The 21,385-nt window shown below is 63.0% G+C and carries 6 protein-coding genes; 3 read left to right on the forward strand and 3 right to left on the reverse strand.

Annotated features, from left to right (window positions below):
* Positions 1-9 precede the first annotated feature (9 nt).
* A complete protein-coding gene (locus tag AC6CIA_RS08385; RefSeq protein WP_498311461.1) occupies positions 10-492 on the reverse strand; it encodes a sigma-70 family RNA polymerase sigma factor in 483 nt (160 codons plus the stop codon).
* Positions 493-807: 315 nt separating this feature from the next.
* Between AC6CIA_RS08385 and AC6CIA_RS08390 the strand changes: the two genes are divergently transcribed.
* Genes AC6CIA_RS08390 through AC6CIA_RS08400 form a run of 3 tightly spaced genes read left to right on the forward strand, consistent with a single transcriptional unit; the run spans position 808 to position 5,356 of the window.
* A complete protein-coding gene (locus AC6CIA_RS08390) occupies positions 808-1,980 on the forward strand; it encodes an efflux RND transporter periplasmic adaptor subunit (protein ID WP_498311462.1) in 1,173 nt (390 codons plus the stop codon).
* Positions 1,981-3,954 (forward strand): MacB family efflux pump subunit, encoded by a 1,974-nt coding sequence (locus tag AC6CIA_RS08395; RefSeq protein ID WP_498311520.1) that lies wholly within the window; start codon positions 1,981-1,983, stop codon positions 3,952-3,954.
* A gap of 7 nt (positions 3,955-3,961) precedes the next feature.
* The gene (locus AC6CIA_RS08400; RefSeq protein WP_498311463.1) at positions 3,962-5,356 is read left to right on the forward strand and encodes an efflux transporter outer membrane subunit; all 1,395 of its coding nucleotides are present in this window, start codon (positions 3,962-3,964) and stop codon (positions 5,354-5,356) included.
* 87 nt (positions 5,357-5,443) lie between these two features.
* On the opposite strand, the gene AC6CIA_RS08405 is transcribed toward AC6CIA_RS08400, so the two are convergent.
* The gene (locus AC6CIA_RS08405; protein WP_498311464.1) at positions 5,444-6,403 is read right to left on the reverse strand and encodes an alpha/beta hydrolase; all 960 of its coding nucleotides are present in this window, start codon (positions 6,401-6,403) and stop codon (positions 5,444-5,446) included.
* A gap of 47 nt (positions 6,404-6,450) precedes the next feature.
* Positions 6,451-21,381, reverse strand: coding sequence for a non-ribosomal peptide synthase/polyketide synthase (locus AC6CIA_RS08410; protein WP_498311465.1), 14,931 nt, complete (start codon positions 21,379-21,381; stop codon positions 6,451-6,453).
* Positions 21,382-21,385: the final 4 nt, after the last annotated feature.

Below are 21,385 nucleotides of genomic sequence, written 5' to 3' on the forward strand. Positions count from 1 at the left end.
GCGGTGGCATCAGTGACGGTCCCACTCGCGCATCCGTACCCGGCAATGCTTCATCGCATTGACGATGTGTTTCTCCACCATGCTGCGAGAGATGTTCAAGCGTTCGGCGATTTGTGGATGGGACAAACCTTCGACTTTGCGCAGCAGGAAACTGTCACGGCAGGCTGGCGATAATTCGGCCAGGGCGCGACCGAGCATGTCCAGGCGTTGGCGGTGATCCAGGCCGGCCTGGGGCGAAGGGCTGAAGAAACGCTCTTCGCTGTCCAGCACCTCCAGCGGTTCGACCCGACGCAAGGTGTTGCGTCGATGGCCGTCAATCACCAGGTTCAGGGCGGTGCGATAAAGAAAGGCGCGAGGTTGCTCGATCGGCGTATTGCTGGCGCGCTCCAGCACCCGGACATAGGCGTCATGCACCACATCCTCGGCCACCTGACGGTTGCCCAGCTTGGCGTTGAGGAAACATACCAACTCGCGATAGTAGCTTTCCAACATGACTCCCGACCGCATTTTATGACGGCTTATGACCCTTGAGCGCCCAGACAGCTGCCGAGGATATAGAGTGATGGCAGATTGAACTAGCGTAATTTATAGTAATTCTCATATAGATTTAAAGAAAACTTACACCAACAGCCAGATAGCTGTCTTTCCGCGCGCTGTAACGGCATGGATCAGCGCCTAAATTTCCGGGCTAACCTCTCGTTTACCTGACAGTTCTCCCGCTTCTGTCGTCGCTCGACAGCCCTCATATCCGCCGCCTGCTGCGCGCGATTGAGGCGCGGCCCGATCTTTCCTGGCTGGAAACCGTGCATGAAACGTCCTCGTCACACCCTGCGCGCCTGGCTGGCAGCACTTTGCTTGATTCCCGTCGTGGCTTTCGCCGCCTGGCAACTGACCCCGCCCGGCCGGGACAGATTTGCCACCCTGGAAGTACGCCGGGGCGATATAGAAAGCAGCGTCACGGCCCTTGGCACTCTGCAGCCACGACGGTATGTCGATGTCGGCTCCCAGGCATCGGGGCAGATCCGCAAGATCCACGTCGAGGCAGGCGCCCAGGTCAAGGAAGGCGACCTGCTAGTGGAGATCGACCCCTCCACCCAGCAAGCCAAACTCGATGCCACGCGCTTCTCCATTGCCAACCTGCAGGCCCAACTGCAAGAGCAGCGCGCACAAAACCAACTGGCCCGCCAGAAGTACCAGCGCCAGCAACGCTTGGCCGCCGGGGGCGCCACCCGTGATGAAGACGTGCAGACCGCACGCGCCGAACTGCACGCCACCCAGGCACGCATCGACATGTTCAAGGCGCAGATCAGCCAGGCCCAGGCCAGCTTGCGGGTCGACCAGGCAGAACTGGGTTACACCCGCATTTATGCACCGATCTCCGGCACCGTCGTCGCCCTCGATGCGCGTGAGGGCCAGACCCTCAATACCCAGCAAACCACACCGCTGATCCTGCGCATTGCCAATCTGTCGCCAATGACCGTCTGGGCAGAGGTTTCGGAAGCCGATATCGGCCATGTCAAACCCGGCATGCAGGCGTATTTCACCACATTGAGCGGCGGCAACCGGCGCTGGACCAGCACCGTACGCCAAATTCTGCCGGTACCACCCAAACCCCTGAACGAAGCCAGCCAGGGCGGAGGCAGTCCCAGCAGTTCCGGCAAGAGCGGCAGCGGCCGCGTGGTGCTCTACACCGTGCTGCTGGATGTGGATAACGCCGACAATGCGTTGATGGCGGAAATGACCACCCAGGTATTTTTCGTCGCCAACCGCGTCACCAATGCACTGACCGCGCCGGTAGCGGCCCTGCAAGGCAGCACTCGCGCCGACACTCAGCTCGCACGGGTGGTCACCCAGGACGGCAGTATCGAAGAGCGCCAAGTGCGGGTCGGCATCAGTGATCGCCTGCATGTCCAGGTCCTCGACGGTCTCGTCGAAGGCGACCATCTGCTGATCGGCCCGGTCGACAGCAGTGGAGATTGAATCTTGACGCCGCTGATCGAACTCAAGGGCATCGGTAAATCCTACGGCGGCGGCGATTCGCCGCAAGTCGATGTACTGCGCGGGATCGACCTGTCGATCCACACCGGGGAATTCGTGGCGATTGTCGGGGCCTCAGGCTCCGGCAAATCGACCTTGATGAACATTCTCGGCTGCCTCGACCGCCCCAGCACGGGTGAATACCGGTTCGCCGGGGAGAACGTCGCGCACCTGGGCACCGATGAACTGGCCTGGCTGCGTCGCCAAGCCTTTGGCTTCGTGTTCCAGGGCTATCACTTGATCGCGTCCGGTTCGGCCCAGGAAAACGTCGAGATGCCCGCCATCTACGCAGGGCTTGCGGCCGCCGAACGCCACACCCGCGCCGCCGCCCTGCTGAATCGCCTGGGACTTGCCGGACGCACCGGCAATCGCCCGCATCAACTCTCCGGCGGTCAACAACAACGGGTATCGATTGCCCGCGCCTTGATGAACGGCGGCCATATTATCCTGGCTGACGAACCGACCGGCGCCCTCGACAGCCACAGCGGCGCCGAAGTCATGCTGCTGCTGGACGAACTGGCCGCACAGGGCCACGTCGTGATCCTGATTACCCACGACCGGAAGGTCGCGGCGCGGGCCAATCGCATCATCGAAATCCATGACGGCCTGATCATCAGCGATACGCCAAACGGCACCGGGCAAGCACCTGTCGAAGCCGGCCCAGGCGCCTTGCAAGCCGTCGACTTGCGCCAGCGCCTGGTCGACGGCGCGGAACACAACGGCGCCTGGAAAGCCGAACTGCTGGACGCCGTGCAGGCAGCCTGGCGCGTGATGTGGGTCAACCGCTTCCGCACCGCCCTGACCTTGCTCGGAATCATTATTGGCGTCGCCTCGGTGGTGGTCATGCTCGCGGTGGGCGAAGGCAGCAAACGCCAGGTCATGGCCCAGATGGGCGCGTTCGGCTCCAACATCCTTTACCTGGGTGGCTCGGCGCCCAATCCGCGCACGCCGCCGGGCATTATTACGATGAGCGACGTCGCGGCCATCGCCACCCTGCCCCAGGTCCAGCGCATCATGCCGGTCAACGGCTCGGAGGCCGGGGTACGCTTTGGCAATGTCGATCACATGGCCTATGTCGGAGGCAACGACACCCACTTCCCGGCGATTTTCAACTGGCCGGTGGCCGAGGGCAGCTATTTCACCGAAGCCGACGAGCGCGCCGCCGCCACCGTCGCGGTGATTGGCAAACGGGTGCGTGACAAGCTGTTCAAGGACCTGCCCAGTCCCATTGGTCAATACATCCTGATCGAAAACGTGCCATTCCAGGTAGTCGGCGTGCTGGCGGAAAAGGGTTCCAGTTCCGGCGACAAGGACAGCGACGACCGTATCGCCATCCCCTACTCCGCCGCGAGCATTCGCCTGTTCGGCAGCTACAACCCCGAATACGTGGTGATCGCCGCCGCCGATGCGCGCAACGTGCAGGCAGCTGAAAAGGCCATCGACCAGTTGCTGCTGCGCCTGCACAACGGCAAGCGTGATTATGAACTGACCAACAACGCCGCGATGATCCAGGCCGAGGCACGCACCCAGAACACCCTGTCGCTGATGCTCGGCTCGATTGCCGCCATCTCGCTGCTGGTGGGCGGCATCGGCGTGATGAACATCATGCTGATGACCGTGCGCGAACGGACCCGGGAAATCGGTATCCGCATGGCCACCGGTGCCCGGCAGCGGGACATTCTGCGCCAGTTCCTGACTGAAGCGGTGATGCTGACGATGGTCGGCGGCCTCGCCGGGATCGGCCTGTCCCTGCTGGTGGGCGGCGCATTGACCCTCAGCAGCGTGGCCGTCGCCTTCTCGTTGCCCGCCGTCCTTGGCGCGTTCGCCTGCGCCCTGGTCACCGGCGTGATCTTCGGCTTTATGCCGGCCCGCAAAGCCGCCCGGCTTGACCCAGTCACAGCCCTTACCAGTGAATGATCGCCCTATGAAAGCGCACTTGACCCTCGTCGCCGCCAGCCTGTTGCTGGCGGCGTGCAGCAGCCCGGCGCAACGCCCGGACAGCGGCCTGCAAGCCCCGGCCACCTGGGACACGGCGAGCACGGCCGGTGCCCGGCAAGTCAACCAGCAATGGTGGACGACCTTCGGCAGCCCACAACTCAACCAACTGATCGAACAGGCCCGCACCGGCAGCTACGACCTCGCCAGTGCGCTGGCGAGGGTGCGCCAGGCCCGGGCAGGCGTGGTGGTCGCCGGCGGGCCGCTGTTGCCTGAACTCGCTGGAGGGCTCAACGCCAATCGCCAAAAACTGCTACGCGGCAGCGGCTACAGCGAACTGGATGCCGACCGCAACAACGACGCGGTGGACTACTTCAATGCCAGCCTGACGGCTACCTACGAAGTCGACTTCTGGGGTGGCAAGCGTGCCGCCCTCGACAGTGCGGAGCTGGCGGCACGTGCCAGTGAATTCGAACGTGCCACCGTGGAACTGAGCCTGCTCAGCAGCGTGGCCACGGCCTACACCCAGTTATTGGCACTGCACGAGCAACAGCGCATCGCCGAACTGAACCTGGCCAATGCGCGGAACGTCCTCAAGCTGGTACAAACCCGTCATGCCGCCGGCTCCGCGACCCAATTGGAACTGGCGCAGCAAAAGAGTCTGGTGGCCGCGCAACAACGACAATTACCGCAAGTGCGCCAGCGCGCCGAAGAGGCCCGGATCACCCTCGCCGCCTTGCTCGGCCAGCCGGTACAAGCACTGCAACTCAATACTCAAGCGTTTGCCACCCTGCGCTGGCCGTCCATCGCCAGCGGTATACCCAGCGACCTGTTGAACCGCCGCCCGGACATCGCCCGCGCCGAAGCACAGCTGGCCGCCGCCCAGGCCGACGTCATTGTCGCCCGCGCCGCGATGCTGCCCAACGTAACCCTGACCGCCAACCTCGGCTCCGGCGCCAACCGGGCCGTCGATATGCTGCGTAACCCCTTCTACAACCTGACGGGCGGATTGGTCGCGCCCATCTTCAACAACGGCCGCCTCAGCGCCGAACGCGACCGGGCCACGGCACGCCAGGATGAGCTGCTGCAAACCTATCGCGAGGCGATCATCAATGGTTTCGCCGATGTGGAAAAAGCCCTGAGCGCGGTCCGTCGCCTGGACGAACAGCGCCAGTGGCAGCATGAGGAATTGAGCCAGGCCCAGAGCGCATTCCGCATCGCCCAGAGCCGGTATGAGGCAGGCGCGGAAGACTTGCTGAGCGTCCTGGAAACCCAGCGCACGCTGTATGCCGCCCAGGACTTGAACGTGCAACTGCGCCAGGCGCGACTGGGGGCGAGCATTGCGCTGTACAAGGCCCTGGGCGGTGGCTGGCAGGTACAGTAGGCGTCGGGATCTACACCTCTTTGCTGGTGGGCATGCATATCCGTTGCTGCGGTAATGACCAGGGGATTGCGCCCTTAGCGCACTGAATCAGGGCCGTGCAAACACCACTCGCAACGATTCGGCGATCCACTCCAGGGCCTCTTCCGCCTCGTCGATAATCGCCCCCATGCGCATAAAGTCATGGGTCATCCCCGCATACACCTTCATATCGACTTCCACACCGGCCTGTTTCAAGTGAGCGCCATACGCCACTCCTTCGTCATGCAGCGGATCGCACTCAGCCACCGCCAGCAGCGCCGGCGCCACGTTATATGGAATCTGCGCCAACAGCGGCGAAAAGCGCGGATCCAGCCGATCACCGTGCTCGCCGGCGTAATGCTGATAGAACCAGCTCAACGTATCCTTCTCCAACAGATAGCCCGAGCCATAACGTTCCAACGACGCTGTCGGGCGGCTCGCGTCCGTCACCGGGTAGATCAACACCTGCAAACACGGCTGGACCTGGCGCGGATCGGCCGCCAGCTCGTTGCAAAGAACCGTGGCCAAGCTCGCGCCGACACTGTCGCCGGCTACCGCCAGACGCGTCGGATCGAGCCCCAGCGCTTCAGCCTCCTGTACCAACCAGTGCCAGGCATCCTGCGCATCATGCACCGCCGTGGGAAACCTCCACTCCGGGGCCAGTCGATACCCCACGGAAATCACCCGGCAACCGGCCCGGGCCGCCAGTGAACGGCACAGCCCATCGTGCGAATCGAGACTGCCGACCACGTAGCCGCCACCATGGAAATACAACAAGGCGCCACGGCTAGAGTCCGGCAGCGTAGCGCTGTACAAGCGGGCTTCCAGGTGGCTGCCGTCACGCACCTCGATCGACAGGGTTTCAACCCGTGGCAGCGCCTCGCAGTCAGCCATCATTAACTGTGAGGATTGATCAAACTGTTCACGAGCAGCGTGTGGGGTCAACTGATGCATGGCCGTGCGCTTGCCGCTGTCACGACCGGCGCCGACCAGTTCCAGGAATGCGGCTATATCAGGGTTTAACGACATGAAACAACTCCATACTGGCCGGGGGATTCGCCCGGCCAGGTTCAGGTTCAAGCGCTGATCGAGGTCAGCAAACGGGTAAGTGCCTGGTCCAGGCTTTCAAGGAAATGCGGATTGTGGGGCACCTCGAAGTGCCCGCAAGGCAAGCTCGGCCCCGCGGCGTCCTGGCCTATTTGCACATGAAGCGCCTGGGCCGCCGCTGCATGGCCGGCGGCCCACCAACAATGCGGCGCCGCGTGGATCTGCGGGCAACGGGCCAGCGCCAGGGACAAACGCTTGAGACGCCGTGCCACGCTGAAGATGTGCCCCAGTTCATCCGCCCCCAACGCCTGGGACAATGAGCCCGCGACTACCGTCTGCCGTGCCAGCAAGCCGGCGAACAGTTGACGCAAGCCCGCCGGGCTCTCATCCAGCGTGACCGGCAGTGGCGCGTGCACACCCGGCATCATCACCTGGATAAACGCTTGCAGATCCTCCAGACCGTCATCCATCTCCGCACCCGGCTCGCTGCCCGGCACGAAACTGTCCATCAGGCCGAGGAATTCGACCTGCTGGCCCTGGCGCTCGAGTTCCGCCGTCATCAAGATCGCCAGCGTCCCGCCCAGCGACCAGCCCAGTAAATGGTAGGGCCCATGGGGTTGCCGGGCGCGCAGGTCATCGACGTAATCCACGGCCATGCGCTCCAGCGACTGATCCTGCCAGTTGGCGTCAAGCAGCATCCGGCACTGAATCGCCTGGACCGAGCGGCGCCCGGCCAGCAACCGGGCGACGGGCTCGTAATCGAATACCGTGCCAAACCCGGCATGTACACAGAACAACGGGGCCAGCTCGATCCCTGCCTGATTCATCGTCAGTATCGACGTGGGTTTCGCCGCCAGCGCCGGCCCCTCACGGCTGCCGGTCAGTTCGCCAATCGTCGGCTTCTGCATCAAGTCACGCAGTTTCAGGCTGAAGCCATGCACTTTCAGCGCTCGCGCCTTGGCCACGACTTGCAGGCTGAGGATCGAGTCGCCACCCAGCTCGAAGAAGTTGTCGTCCAGCCCGACCTGCTCGACGTTGAGCACGCTCTGCCAGATCTGCGCCAGGGCTTTGTCCAGTTCGGTGCGCGGTGCTACGTGAGCGCGTTGCTGCTGATTGACATCAGGCGCTGGCAGGCCTTTGCGGTCGAGCTTGCCATTCGGGGTCAGCGGCATACGCTCCAGCGCCATCAAATGCGCCGGAACCATGTAGTCCGGCAGCTCGCCCCGCAGTTGTTCGCGCAGGCGATCACACCAGCCGCTGTCAACGCCACTGTCTTGGGCCACCACATAACCGACCAGTTGCTTGCCGCTGCCACCGTCACGGGCGACCACCACGGCGTCGCGCACCCCGGCACAGCCCTTGAGGCGTGATTCGATCTCACCCAGCTCGATCCGGAATCCGCGGATCTTCACCTGATTGTCGATACGCCCCAGATAATCGAAGACGCCATCCTGACGTTCGCGCACCAGGTCACCGGTGCGGTACAAGCGTCCACCGTCAAGGCTGAACGGATCGAGGACAAACCGTTCGGCGGTCAGTCCGGCACGGTCCAGGTAACCCCGGGCCATGCCATGACCGCCCAGGTACAGCTCACCCGCAACGCCTTTGGGCAATGGATTCAGGTCGCTGTCCAGGACATAGGTGCTGCGCGCGCCGACCTTGCTGCCAATCGGCGCGTAGGCGGCGCCACATGTGTCGTCGGGCCCAGCCTTCCAGATCAGCGGCGTGACCACGGTTTCGGTCGGGCCATAGCCGTTGATGATGAACTGGGGTTGCAAGGCGCGTTGCGCCAGAGCCAGGCTGGCCTGCGGTACCGCATCGCCGCCGAAGCAGTAGATTCGTACCGGCGGCGGGTTGCCTTCACGCTCGGCGTGCTCGGCCAACTGTTGCAGGTAGACCGGTGGAAACGCCGCGACTGTCACACCGTGCTGGTGCAAGGCCTCAAAGGTCTGCTCCGGCGTCCACAGGGTGTCATCGCGAATCAGCAGGCGCCCGCCATGGGTCAGCGTGGTCAGCCAACGCTCATGGGCGCCGTCGAAGGCAAAGGACATAAACAGCAACTCGCAATCCTCAGGGCTCATGCTGTAGCGCTCGCCGATCGCCCGACAATGCATGGCCAGCGGACCATGCGCCACCGCCACGCCCTTGGGTAGACCGGTGGACCCCGAGGTGTAGATCACGTACGCCAGGTTTTCCGCGTGCAGCCGCACCTGCGGGTCTGTCACAGGCTGCTCGGCGAGGTCCAGTCGATCGAGTTCCAGCACCCGCAAATGCGCCAGCGTCGGCAGGGTCTCGCGCAACGAGGTGTCAGTCAGCAGCAAGGCAATACCCGAGTCTTCCATCAGGTAGGTCAAGCGGTCCTTCGGATAACCGGTGTCCAGCGGCACATAAGCACCACCGGCCTTGAATACGGCGAGCAAGGCCACGATCAACGCTTGGCCGCGTGGCATCGCCACGCCCACTCGAACTTCCGGCCCCACGCCTTCGGCGATCAACAGGTGAGCCAGGCGGTTGGCGGCGGCGTCCAGCTCGGCGTAGGAACACACCGTCTGAGCAAACAGCACGGCGGGCTGCTGCGGCGCCTGGACGGCATGCCGGGCAATGCGCTGGTGAACATACAAGCCATCGAAGGCAGGACCGGCCGGCTGAGCCTCGGCAGTCAGTGCCTCAGGCAGACCAATATTGCCCAAAGGCTGATGCGGATCGCGCGCCAGTTGCTCCAGCAGCCCTTCCATGTTGCGGCGAATGCTCTGCACCGCGGCTTCGTCAAACTGCTCCTGCAAGTACATGTACTCGATGACCAGACCGTCGTCGAGCGTCACCATCAGGTCCATCGGAATGTTGGTACGCCCGTAACTGCCGGTTTCACCAAAGCGCAGCAGTGGATCGTCGACCTCATCAAGAGCCTGATCGACCGGATGGTTTTCAAACACGATGATGCTGTCGAACAAGGCCTGGCCACTCTGGCCGGCCCAGCGTTGCACATCGGACAGCGGCGTGTACTCGCGCTCACGCAGTTGCAGGTTGTACTCCTGAATATCGCGTAACCAGTCACCCAGTTGGCGCGACGGGTCGATCACTTGAATCACCGGCAGGGTATTGATGAACAACCCAAGCATGCGCTCGGAATCGGCCAGTTCAGCAGGACGCCCAGCGACCGTGGCGCCGAAAGCCACGCTGCTCTGGCCGCTGTAGCGACTGAGCAACATCAGCCAAGCGGCTTGCACCAGGGTATTGAGCGTGACGTGCTGGGTTTGCGCAAACCCTTTCAAGCGTTCGGTCGCGACCTCGCCCAGGCGGCTGTACAGCGCATGATGGCCTTGGCCGCGTGGCTGGGCCGCAAACGCGTTGGCCAGGTAGGTCGGCTCCTCCAGCCGCGACACCTGCTGGCTCCAGAACGCCTGACTGGCCTGCGGGTCTTGCTGGCGCAGCCAAGCGATATAATTGCGGTAGGCCACGGGCGCCGGCAACGATGCGCCCGCGTAGTGCTGCAAGATTTCGCCCAGCAGTTGCGACACACTCCAGCCATCGATCAGCAAGTGGTGATAGGTCCAGATCATCTGGTAGCTGTCCGCCCCCAGCTGTACCAGGACAATCCGCTGCAACGGCGGTCGCTCCAGCTCGAACCCACGCTCACGCTCCTCACGGGCCAGTCGTTCCAGGCGTTGCGGCAAGTCGTGGGTCCCTTGCAGGTCCAACTCGACCAATGGCAGCTCAAGACAATCCATGACAAATTGCAGGGGTTGCTCCAGGCCTTGCCAGACAAAACCGGTGCGCAGAATGGCATGACGTTCACAGGCCACGCTCCAGGCGCGCTTGAAGCGTTCGACATCCAGTCCTTGCACCGGAATGCTCAACTGGTTGATGTAGAGCTCGGCATCCGGCGCGTTCAGGCCGAGGAACAACATGCCCTGCTGCATGGGCGACAACGGATACAGATGCTCGACCCGCTCCAGAGGCAGCCCCAGGCTGTGCAACTGCGCATCATCGAGCCCATGTAACGCTTGCTCGCTGAACCTGGTATCAGCGGCAATAGCTGGCACAGCCCAACGGCTATGCCGGGCCAGGGTCTCGAGAGTTCGGTGCTGGAAAATATCCCGTGGGCTCAGCTCGAGGCCGGCCTGACGCGCACGGCTGACCACCTGGATCGAGCTGATGGAGTCGCCACCCAAGGCAAAGAAGTTATCGGTTAGCCCGACCTGGCGGATCCCCAGCACGCCTTGCCAGATAGCGGCCAGGATCCTTTCAACCTCGGTGACTGGCGCTACGAAAGCCGGTTGGGCGAATGCCTGATCCGGCGTCGGCAGCGCCTTGCGGTCCAGCTTGCCGTTGGGCGTCAACGGCATGCGGTCGAGCAGGACCAGGGAAGACGGCACCATGTAATCGGCCAGGTTGATGCTCAATTGTTCGCTCAATTGGCTGACGAAATCCGCCTGGCGCGACAGTTCGGCCTCCAGCAACGCGCGGTCCTGAGGCACCACATAGCCCACCAGGCGCGGCCCGGTGGGGCCGGGCACAGCAACCACCACCGCCTCGATGACACCGGCGTGCTCCAGCAAGCGCGCCTCGATCTCGCCCAATTCGATACGGAAACCGCGGATCTTCACCTGGTGGTCGATCCGGCTGAGGTAGTCGATCACCCCGTCCGCGCGGTAGCGCGCCAGGTCGCCGGTACGGTAGAAGCGCCCTCCCGGCTCACCATACGGGTTGGGCAGGAAACGCTCGGCGGTCAGTGCCGGGCGCTCGAAATAGCCCCGCGCCAGGCCATCGCCACCGATCAGGAGTTCACCGGCGACCCCCACCGGGTTGGCCGACAGGTCTTCACCGAGGATGTACAGCGAGGTGTTATTGATCGCCTTGCCCAGGTGCGGCTGACTGTGCTCGCTGTCCAACGCCTGCAAGGCCGACCAGATGGTGGTTTCGGTCGGGCCGTAGAGGCTCCAGGTTTGCGCCCCCAGCGCGGTCATGCGCACCGCCAATTCATCGGCCAACGCTTCACCGCCGCACAGCAGACGACGGCCCGCCAGGACGCCAGCGTTGGGGCTTTCCAGCAGCATGCGCCAGGTCGACGGCGTGGCTTGCAACACGCTGATGCCCTGCGCTTGAACCTGCTTGAGGATCAGCTCCGGATCGCGCTGGGTAGCCTGGCTGGCCAGGACCACACGGCCACCGACCATCAACGGCGTGTACAGCTCCAGGCCGAAGATGTCGAAGGAGAACGTGGTCAGCGACAGCAGGCGATCCTGCGCGTCGATCCCCGGCGCGGCGGCCATGCTCACGATAAAGTTGGTCAGGGCGCCATGGCGCACCATCACGCCTTTGGGCTTGCCAGTGGAGCCGGAGGTATAGATCGCATAGGCGAGGTTTTCCGGGTCCAGCGTCACTTGCGGGTTCGCCGTGCTGTAGCCGCTCAAGGCCTGGCCCAGGTCCAGCGCCTGCACATGGGGCGCGATCGGCAGGGCCAAGTGAGCCTGGGTCAGCAGCAGCTTGAGGCCACTGTCGTCGATCATGTAGCCCAGGCGCTCTTGCGGGTACTCCGGATCCAACGGCACATAGGCGCCACCGGCCTTGAGCACCGCCAACAACGCGATGACCATTTCCAGCGAGCGCTCAACCGCCACGCCCACCAGCACATCCGGACCGACGCCCAGCTCCAGCAGGAGGTGCGCCCATTGGTTGGCCCGGGCATTGAGTTCGGCGTAGCTCAGTTGCTGCTCAGCAAACACCAGCGCCAGCGCTTCCGGAGTGCGCGTCGCCTGTTCCTCGATCAACTGCTGGATGCACCGTTCGGCCGGGTAGGCCACGGCGCTACGGTTCCAATCATGCAGCATTTGCTGCTGGTCGGCCTCGAACAGCTTGAGCGCGCCCAGCGGACTGTCCGCCGCCACCTCAAGCATCTGTTCGAGCACGACTATCAGTTGCTCGCTCACCTGAACAATGGTCGACGCCGCGAAGTGTGCACACTGGTAACTGAAGTTGAACGCCAGGGTCTGGCCGACGCCAATCATCACGGTCAACGGATAGTTGGTCCTTTCGAAATAACTGACGTCCTTGAACACCAGCTCCCGCGGCGCTTCCTGCTCCAGCACCTCGGACACCGGGTAGTTCTCGAACACCAGCAGGCTGTCGAACAGGTCACCACCGTCCTGCGCGGCCCAGCGCTGGATGTCGAACAACGGCGTGTATTCGTACTCACGCAGGCGCAGGTTCAACTGCTGCACGCCCTGCAACCAGCTTTCCAGGCTCTGTTCAGGTTGTGGGCTGGCAATCACCGGCAGCGTGTTGATGAACAGACCGATCTGTTGTTCGACCCCCTTGAGGTCCGCTGGACGCCCGGACACTGTGGCTCCGAACGCCACGCTCGAGTGACCGGTGTAACGCCTCAACAGCAACAGCCAGGCCGCCTGGACCAAGGTGTTGAGGGTGACTTTATGCGCCTGGGCCAGGCTGCGCAGACGCTGGGTGATGGATTCGTCCAGGACTTGGCGCTGCTCGCCATACAGCGCCTGCAAACCGGCGACTGGCGTGTGTGCGATAGCGCGGGCCAGATGAGTCGGCTCATTGAGTGCCAGCAGTTGCTCTTTCCAGAACCGTTCGCTGGCCTCGGCATCCTGGCGTTGCAGCCACTGGATGTAGTCACGATAGCGACCGGCATTCAACGCCAACGTTTCACCGCTGTAGCGCTGCAACACCTCACCCATCAATTGCGAGGCGCTCCAGCCGTCCATGAGGATGTGATGGTTGGTGTAGATCAAGTGATAACGCAGTGCATCGACGCGTATCAGCACCAGACGCAAGAGCGGCGCCTGCGTCAAATCAAAACCCTGCTCCCGTTCGGCCAAGGCCCTGGCGTCCAGCTCCGCCACGAGATCGTCGCGGCCTTGCCAGTCCAGTAGCGCGAACGGCACGCTGATGTGGGGGTGAACCACCTGCACCGGATGCTCCAGGCCCTGCCAGACAAAACTGCTGCGCAATACCTCGCGAGCATCCACCGTGGCTTGCCAGGCGGCCTGGAAACGTTGCGGGTCGAGCCCCTCGACATCCAGCCGTACCTGATTGGTGTAACTGCTGCCCTGTGGCTCATACAAGGTATGAAACAACATGCCGCGCTGCATCGGCGACAAGGCGTACACATCATCAATCGCGCAGGCGCTGACCGGCAATTCGTCGAGCTGCTGCTGGCTCAGATTCGCCAGCGGGAAGTCCGACGGTGTCAGGCCGCGATGCTGCGGCTGGCAGCAATGCTCAATCAGTTGCTCAAGCTCGCTGGCGTATTCATCGGCCAGACGCTGAATCACCGGTTCACTGAACATCTGCCCACTGAAGGTCCACCCCAGGGTCAACTCTGCGCCATACACTTGGCCATTCAGCGACAACCAGTTGCCCAATGACGCCAGCGGACTGTGCTCGGCACCCTTGGCTTCACTGGCCGGGACAAACAGTGCACCGTCCTCGACATCGAAGCTGCCGTCGAACTGCCCGAGGTAGTTGAAGGTAATGCGCGGCACTGCGCGTTGACTCAGGACCTGGCGCGTCGGCTCATCGCCCAGGTAACGCAACAGGCCAAAGCCGATCCCGCGATCCGGTACCGCGCGCAACTGCTCCTTGATCTGTTTGATCGAGTCGGCGATCCCGGCGGCTGGCGTCAGGTTGACCGGGAACATACTGGTGAACCAGCCCAGGGTGCGGGTCAGATCCAGCTGTTCGACCAATTCTTCACGACCATGGCCTTCAAGTTGGATCAACGTTGAGTGCTGTCCGGTCCAGCGGCAGATCACCCGCGCCAGAGCGGCCAACAACAGGTCGTTGATCTGGGTCCGATAGGCCGCGGCTGTGTCTTGCAACAACTGACGGGTCAGGGTTGCATCCAGACGCGTGTAGACCGTCTGGGCGTGGCGGTTTTGCAGCGAGCCTTGCGGATTGTCGCAAGGCAGTTGCGCGGCCTCGGCGATCCCCTGGGCCTGCCAGTACGGCAACTGGCGCAGTAGAGCGGCGCTCTGGCTATAAGCCTGCAAGTGCTCGACCCAGCGTTTGAATGACACTGTCTTCGGGCTGAACGTAATCGCCTGCCCGGCCAACAGTTGCTTGTAGGCATCCTGCAGGTCCTCCAGCAAGATGCGCCAGGACACACCGTCCACCACCAAGTGATGCACCACCAGCAACAGGCGCTGTTCGGCATTGGGCAACTCGAAGAGCACCGCCCGCACTAACGGCCCCTGCTCCAGGTCGAGACTGCTCTGGGCCTGATCGGCCAGACCCTCAAGTTCGTCCAGGTCCGCCACTGTTTTGTGCCAGAGCGGCGCTGGTAACTGCTGCTGTTGCTCCAGGGCGCGATAACTTGCCGTCAAGCTCTGCGGATCAAAGCTCAGGCGCAAGCCGTCGTGATGACTGATCAGCGCCTGCAATGCCTGTTCAAGGCGTTGCGGGTGCAGAGGGTTCAAGGGTTTGAGCAAGACCGATTGATTCCAGCGCTGGCGTTCGGGAATTGCCTGCTCGAAGAACCAGTGCTGCACCGGCGACAGAGCGCTGACTCCGCTTACCAGACCTTGTTCACCGAGCCCATCCGGTTCGCCGACCTCGGCCACCCTCGCCAGGCGCTGTACGGTTTGTTGTTGGAACAAATCCTTAGGGGTAAAGCGGATGCCCGCCTGACGGGCTCGGCTGACCACCTGGATCGAGATGATCGAGTCACCCCCCAGGGTAAAGAAGTTATCGGTGACCCCCACCTGCTCAAGCTTGAGGATCTCCTGCCAGATCGCCACCAGTTGGGATTCCAGCGCATTACTCGGGGCAAGATAAGCCCGCGGGTGCTGGTTCAGGTCAGGCAACGGCAAGGCCTTGCGGTCGAGCTTGCCATTGGGCGTCAGCGGTAACTGGTCGAGGAACACCACGTGCGCCGGCACCATGTACTCCGGCAGATGCGCCTTGAGCTGCGCCTGGATCGCCTCGCCCTGGGCCGCTTGCCCTTCGCTGACGCTGACGGATGCCACCAGGTAGGCCACCAACTGCTGGCCGCTGGCCCCTTCGATCGCCAGTACCACGCCTTCGCGCACTGACTCAAGGGCCAGCAGCCGCGCCTCGATTTCGCCCAGCTCGATACGGAAGCCACGCACCTTCACCTGATGGTCGATACGCCCAACGTATTCGATCACGCCATCGGCGCGGTAACGGGTCAGGTCGCCGGTACGGTACAGACGCTCGCCCGTGCTCGAAAACGGGTTGGGGACATAGCGTTCGGCAGTCAGGCCCGGGCGGAACAGGTAGCCACGGGTAATGCCTTCACCCGCCAGGTACAGCTCGGCGGCGACCCCCACCGGCACGGTTTGCAGTTGTGGGTCCAGCAAGTAGCTGGCGGTGTTGGCGAGGGGCCGGCCAATAGTGGCCGACATCCCGCTGGCACGCCGGGTCCAGGTCGAATAGGTGGTGTCTTCCGAAGGACCGTACAAGTCGTAGACATGCTCCACCGTGGGCTGCGCGTAGAGGACTTCCACCAGCGACTGCTTCAGCGGTTCACCGGCCAGGTTGATGATGCGCACACTCGCGGGAATCTGCCCGGCCCGTTGCAGGGCGGCAATCGCCGATGGCACGGTATTGATCAGGCGTACTTGATCGCGGGCCGCCAGCTCGGGCAACTCCAGGGCATTGCGCGCCATGACGATTGAGCCGCCACTGGCCAGGGTGACAAAAATCTCCCAGATCGACAGGTCGAAACACACGGAGGTCGAGGCCAGGACACCTTGCAGGTCATCCTGGCTGTATACCTGCTGCGACCAGTGGATCAACGCCAACACGTTACGGTGGGTAATCGCCACCCCCTTCGGCTTGCCAGTGGAGCCGGAGGTGTAAATCACATAGGCCAGGTTCGACGACTGCCCACGGCACCCCGGATTGTGCTCAGGGTACCCGGCAAACGCATGGCCGCCGGCTTCCACCAGCAGTACCTGGGCGTCGCCCTGCGGCAGTTGTTCCAGCAAGCTGGCCTGGGTCAGCAAGACCTTGGCCTGGCTGTCTTCAAGCATGTAGGCCACGCGGTCCCGCGGGTAATCCGGGTCCAGCGGCACATAGGCGCCACCGGCCTTCAGCACCGCCAGCAAGGCAATCACCAACTCGCTGGAGCGTGGCATCGCCACGCCCACCCGGACTTCCGCCGCGACGCCCAACTCGATCAGGTGGTGTGCCAACTGGTTGGCCCGTGCATTGAGCTGGCCATAGCTCAGGGTTCGCTCGCCCGACACCAGGGCAAGCGCATTCGGCTGTTGTGCGGCGCGCGCTTCGATCAGATGCGCAATGCCCGGCTGATCGGCAAAGGTCGAACCGTTGGCATTCCAGTCGTAGGTGATCAGTTGCGCCTCGCGGGCACTGAGTAGCGGCAGCTCGGCCACCGCTTGCCGCGGATGACTGACGATACCCTGCAACAGGGTTTGCCAATGCATGGCCAGGCGTTCGATGGTCGCTGCTTCGAACAGGTCAGTCGCGTAAATCAGTGACGCCGACACCCCGTCCTCGGATTCGAAGGTATTCAAGGTCAGGTCGAGTTGCGCGGTGGTGCTCTCCCAGCTCAAGCTTTCGACGCGCAACGCCCCCAGTTGAGTGCTGATAGGCTGGGCCCGAGGGTCCTCGCTCTGATGATTGAACATCACCTGGAACAACGGGTTATGGCTCAGGCTGCGCTCGGGTTGCAGACGATCCACCAATTGCTCGAACGGCAGGTCCTGCCAGGCCTGGCCGGCCAGCGCGGCGCTGCGCACCTGGCCCAGCAAGTCGCGGAACGACAAGCCTTCGGTGAATTCCGCCTTGAGCACCTGGGTATTGACGAAGAAGCCAATCAGGCGCTCGGTCTCCAGGCGGTTACGGTTGGCGATGGGCACGCCGACACGAATATCGTTTTGCCCGCTGTAGCGATGCAACAGCGCCTGGAACGACGCCAGCAACAGCATGAACAGCGTGACCTGCTCGCGCTGGGCCAACTGCTTCAACGCCACGCCCAGCTCGGGGCTCAACGGGATGTGTATTTGCGCGCCACGGTAACTCTGCTGGGCCGGACGGGGATGATCGGTCGGCAACTCCAGCACCGGCTGTTCACCGCCCAGTTGCTCCAGCCAATACGCCAGTTGACGCTCGCGCTCGCCGCTGTCCATCCACTGCCGCTGCCAGTGGGCATAGTCGGCGTACTGGATCGGCAAGGCCGGCAGTTGCACGTCTTGGCCCTGGCTGTAGCCGGCATAGAGTTCGATCAACTCATCCACTGTCACTTTCATCGACCAGCGATCAGACACAATGTGGTGCTGGGTCACGATCAGCACGTAATCATCGGTCGCCAACTGCAGCAGTTTGGCGCGCAGCAACGGGCCTTGGCGCAGATTGAACAGCTGGCTGATTTCCGCGTCGACCCGGGCCTTGAGCCGGGCATCGAAATCCACTGCCGGCCCGAAGGGTTCGACAGCGAGGGTCAGGCTCATCGCGGGCTGAATCACCTGCACGGTGCGCCCATCTTCCTCGATGAACTGCGTGCGCAGGCTTTCATGGCGCGCCAGCAGAGCGTTGAAACTGCGTTCCAGGGCAACCACATTCAGTTCGCCGCGCAGGCGCAACGCCGCCGGGATATGGTAAGCCGTGCTGTCCGGGTCCAACTGCCAGAGGAACCATTGCCGCTCCTGGGCGTAGGACAGCGATAACGATTGATTGCGCTCGATCCGGGTCAACACCGGGGCCTGCGCGTTCGACGCTTCTGGCTCCAAGGCCTGGACAAAAGCCTGCAAGGTGCTGTGTTCAAACAAGGTACGCAGCGGTACTTCAGCATTCAGCAACTGCCGTACCCGCGACATGACCTGGGTGGCCAGCAACGAGTGCCCGCCCAGTTCGAAGAAGTTGTCCGCCAGTCCCACCCGCTCCAGCTTGAGCACTTCTTGCCAGATCTGCGCGACTTGTCGTTGGCGTTCGGTGCTCGGCGCCATGTAGCTCTTTTGCACCTGGCTGGCGTCCGGCTTGGGCAGGGCCTTGCGGTCCAGCTTGCCGTTGGGCGTCAGGGGCAGGCGCGCCATGAACAGCCAGTACTGCGGCACCATGTAATCCGGCAATTGTTGCTGCAGGCTGTGTTTCAACGCTTCACGCAAGCTGTCTTGTGCAGCGTCAGGCGCCACCAGGTAACTCACCAGCACCGGGCCTTGCGCACCGTCCTGGGCCACCACCACGGCTTCGCGCACCTCGGCGTGTTCCAGCAGGCGCGCTTCGATCTCGCCCAACTCGATACGGAAACCGCGGATCTTCACCTGATGGTCGATCCGGCTGATGTAGTCGATCACCCCATCCGCACGGTAACGCGCCAGGTCGCCGGTACGGTAGAAGCGCCCTCCCGGCTCACCATACGGGTTGGGCAGGAAACGCTCGGCGGTCAGTGCCGGGCGCTCGAAGTAACCTCGCGCCAGGCCATCGCCACCGATCAGGAGTTCACCGGCGACCCCCACCGGGTTGGCCGACAGGTCTTCACCAAGGATGTACAGCGAGGTGTTATTGATCGCCTTGCCCAGATGCGGCTGACTGTGCTCACTGTTCAACGGCTGCAAGGCCGACCAGATGGTGGTTTCGGTCGGGCCGTAGAGGCTCCAGGTTTGCGCCCCCAGCGCGGTCATGCGCACCGCCAATTCATCGGCCAACGCTTCACCGCCGCACAGCAGACGACGGCCCGCCAGGACGCCAGCGTTGGGGCTTTCCAGCAGCATGCGCCAGGTCGACGGCGTGGCTTGCAACACGCTGATGCCCTGCGCTTGAACCTGCTTGAGGATCAGCTCCGGATCGCGCTGGGTAGCCTGGCTGGCCAGGACCACACGGCCACCGACCATTAACGGCGTGTACAGCTCCAGGCCGAAGATGTCGAAGGAGAACGTGGTCAGCGACAGCAGCCGATCCTGCGCGTCGATCCCGGGCGCGGCGGCCATGCTCACGATAAAGTTGGTCAGGGCGCCATGGCGCACCATCACGCCTTTGGGCTTGCCGGTGGAGCCGGAGGTATAGATCGCATAGGCGAGGTTTTCCGGGTCCAGCGTCACTTGCGGGTTCGCCGTGCTGTAGCCGTTCAAGGCCTGGCCCAGGTCCAGCGCCTGCACATGGGGCGCGATCGGCAAAGACAAGTGAGCCTGGGTCAGCAGCAGCTTGAGGCCACTGTCGTCGATCATGTAGCCCAGGCGCTCCTGCGGGTATTCCGGGTCCAGCGGCACATAGGCGCCACCGGCCTTGAGCACCGCCAGCAACGCGATGACCATTTCCAGCGAGCGCTCAACCGCCACGCCCACCAGCACATCCGGGCCGACGCCCAGCTCCAGCAGGCGGTGCGCCCACTGGTTGGCCCGGGCATTGAGTTCGGCGTAGCTCAGTTGCTGCTCAGCAAACACCAGCGCCAATGCCTCCGGGGTGCGCGCCGCCTGTTCCTCGATCAACTGCTGGATGCACCGGCCGGCCGGGTAGGCTACGGCGCTACGGTTCCAGTCTTCGAGTATCACTCGTTCATCCGCCGCCGCCAGCAACGGCAATTGGGCGATGCGCTGCGTCGGGTCAGCCACCACCGCTTGCAACAGGTGCTGCCAGTGTTGCGCCAGGCGCTCGAGGGTGCTGGCGGCGAACAGATCCGTGGCGTACTTGAGCACGGCTTCAATGCCATGGGCATGTTCGACAGTGTTGAGCACGAGGTCGAACTGGGCGGTCTGGCTTTGCCATTCCAGGCGTTCCACGCTCAGTTCACCCAGGCCGGTTGGCGCATCGTTGCGGCTTTCGGCCTGGTGATTGAACATCACCTGGAACAACGGGCTGTGGCTCAGGCTGCGACCGGGCTGCAACGCTTCCACCAGTTGCTCGAAAGGCAGGTCCTGATGAGCCTGGGCGTCCTGCGCGGTCTGGCGGACCTGGCGCAGCAACTCGACGAATGAACACTGGCCATCGATATCAGCCTTGAGCACCTGGGTATTGACGAAAAAGCCGATCAGGCGCTCGATTTCAGCGCGTCCACGATTGGCGACGGGCACACCGACACGAATGTCCTGCTGACCGCTGTAACGGTGCAAGAGTGTCTGGAATGACGCCAGCAACAGCACGAACAGCGTGGTGTTTTCTCGTTTGGCCAGGGCCTTGAGGCCTTCGGCGAGCGTCTCATCCAGCATCAGGCGGTGGCTGGCACCGGCAAAACTCTGCACCGCCGGCCGAGGGAAATCGGTGGGCAGTTCAAGCACCGGCTGTTCGCCGCCGAGCGTGTCTTGCCAATAAGCCAGTTGTCGCTCCTGCTCACCCGCTTCCATCCATTGTCGCTGCCATTGCGCGTAGTCAGGGTACTGGATCGTCAATTCCGGCAGATGAACCGCCTGGCCCTGACTGAAGCCGGCATACAACTGCACCAGTTCCTCGACCATAATCTGCAGCGACCAGCCGTCGGAGACGATGTGATGCAACGTCACCACCAATACATGGTCGTCAGCGGCCAGACGCAACAAACGCGCGCGCATCAGCGGGCCCGTCTGCAAATCAAAGAGTTTGCCTGTTTCCTGTTCGACGAATGCCTGCAGGTGAGCCGTCAGAGGCTCGCCCTGCGGCAGGTGCAGTTCATCGACATCCAGTGCAAAAGGCCCTGCGGGCAGGACCACTTGCACGGGCTGATCATCTTGTTGAGTGAACACACTGCGCAGGCTTTCGTGTCGGTCGACCAGGGCCTCGATGCTGCGTTGCAACGCAGCCACATCCAGCCGGCCCTTGAGTCGCAGGGCCGTGGGGATGTTATAAGCCGTGCTCTGCGGCGCCCACTGCCAGAGGAACCACTGCCGTTGCTGGGCATAGGACAGCAACAACGGTTCTTCGGCCGCGCGCTGGAAAACCGGGGCAATCGTGAAAAGGTTCAGGCCTTTCTGTTTGAGCAGAACTGCCAGAGCCTTTCTTTGTTTGGCCGAAAGTTTCCCTACCGACTCAATTAACTCTTGCACGCGT

This window comes from Pseudomonas sp. GQ91, from assembly GCF_059758795.1.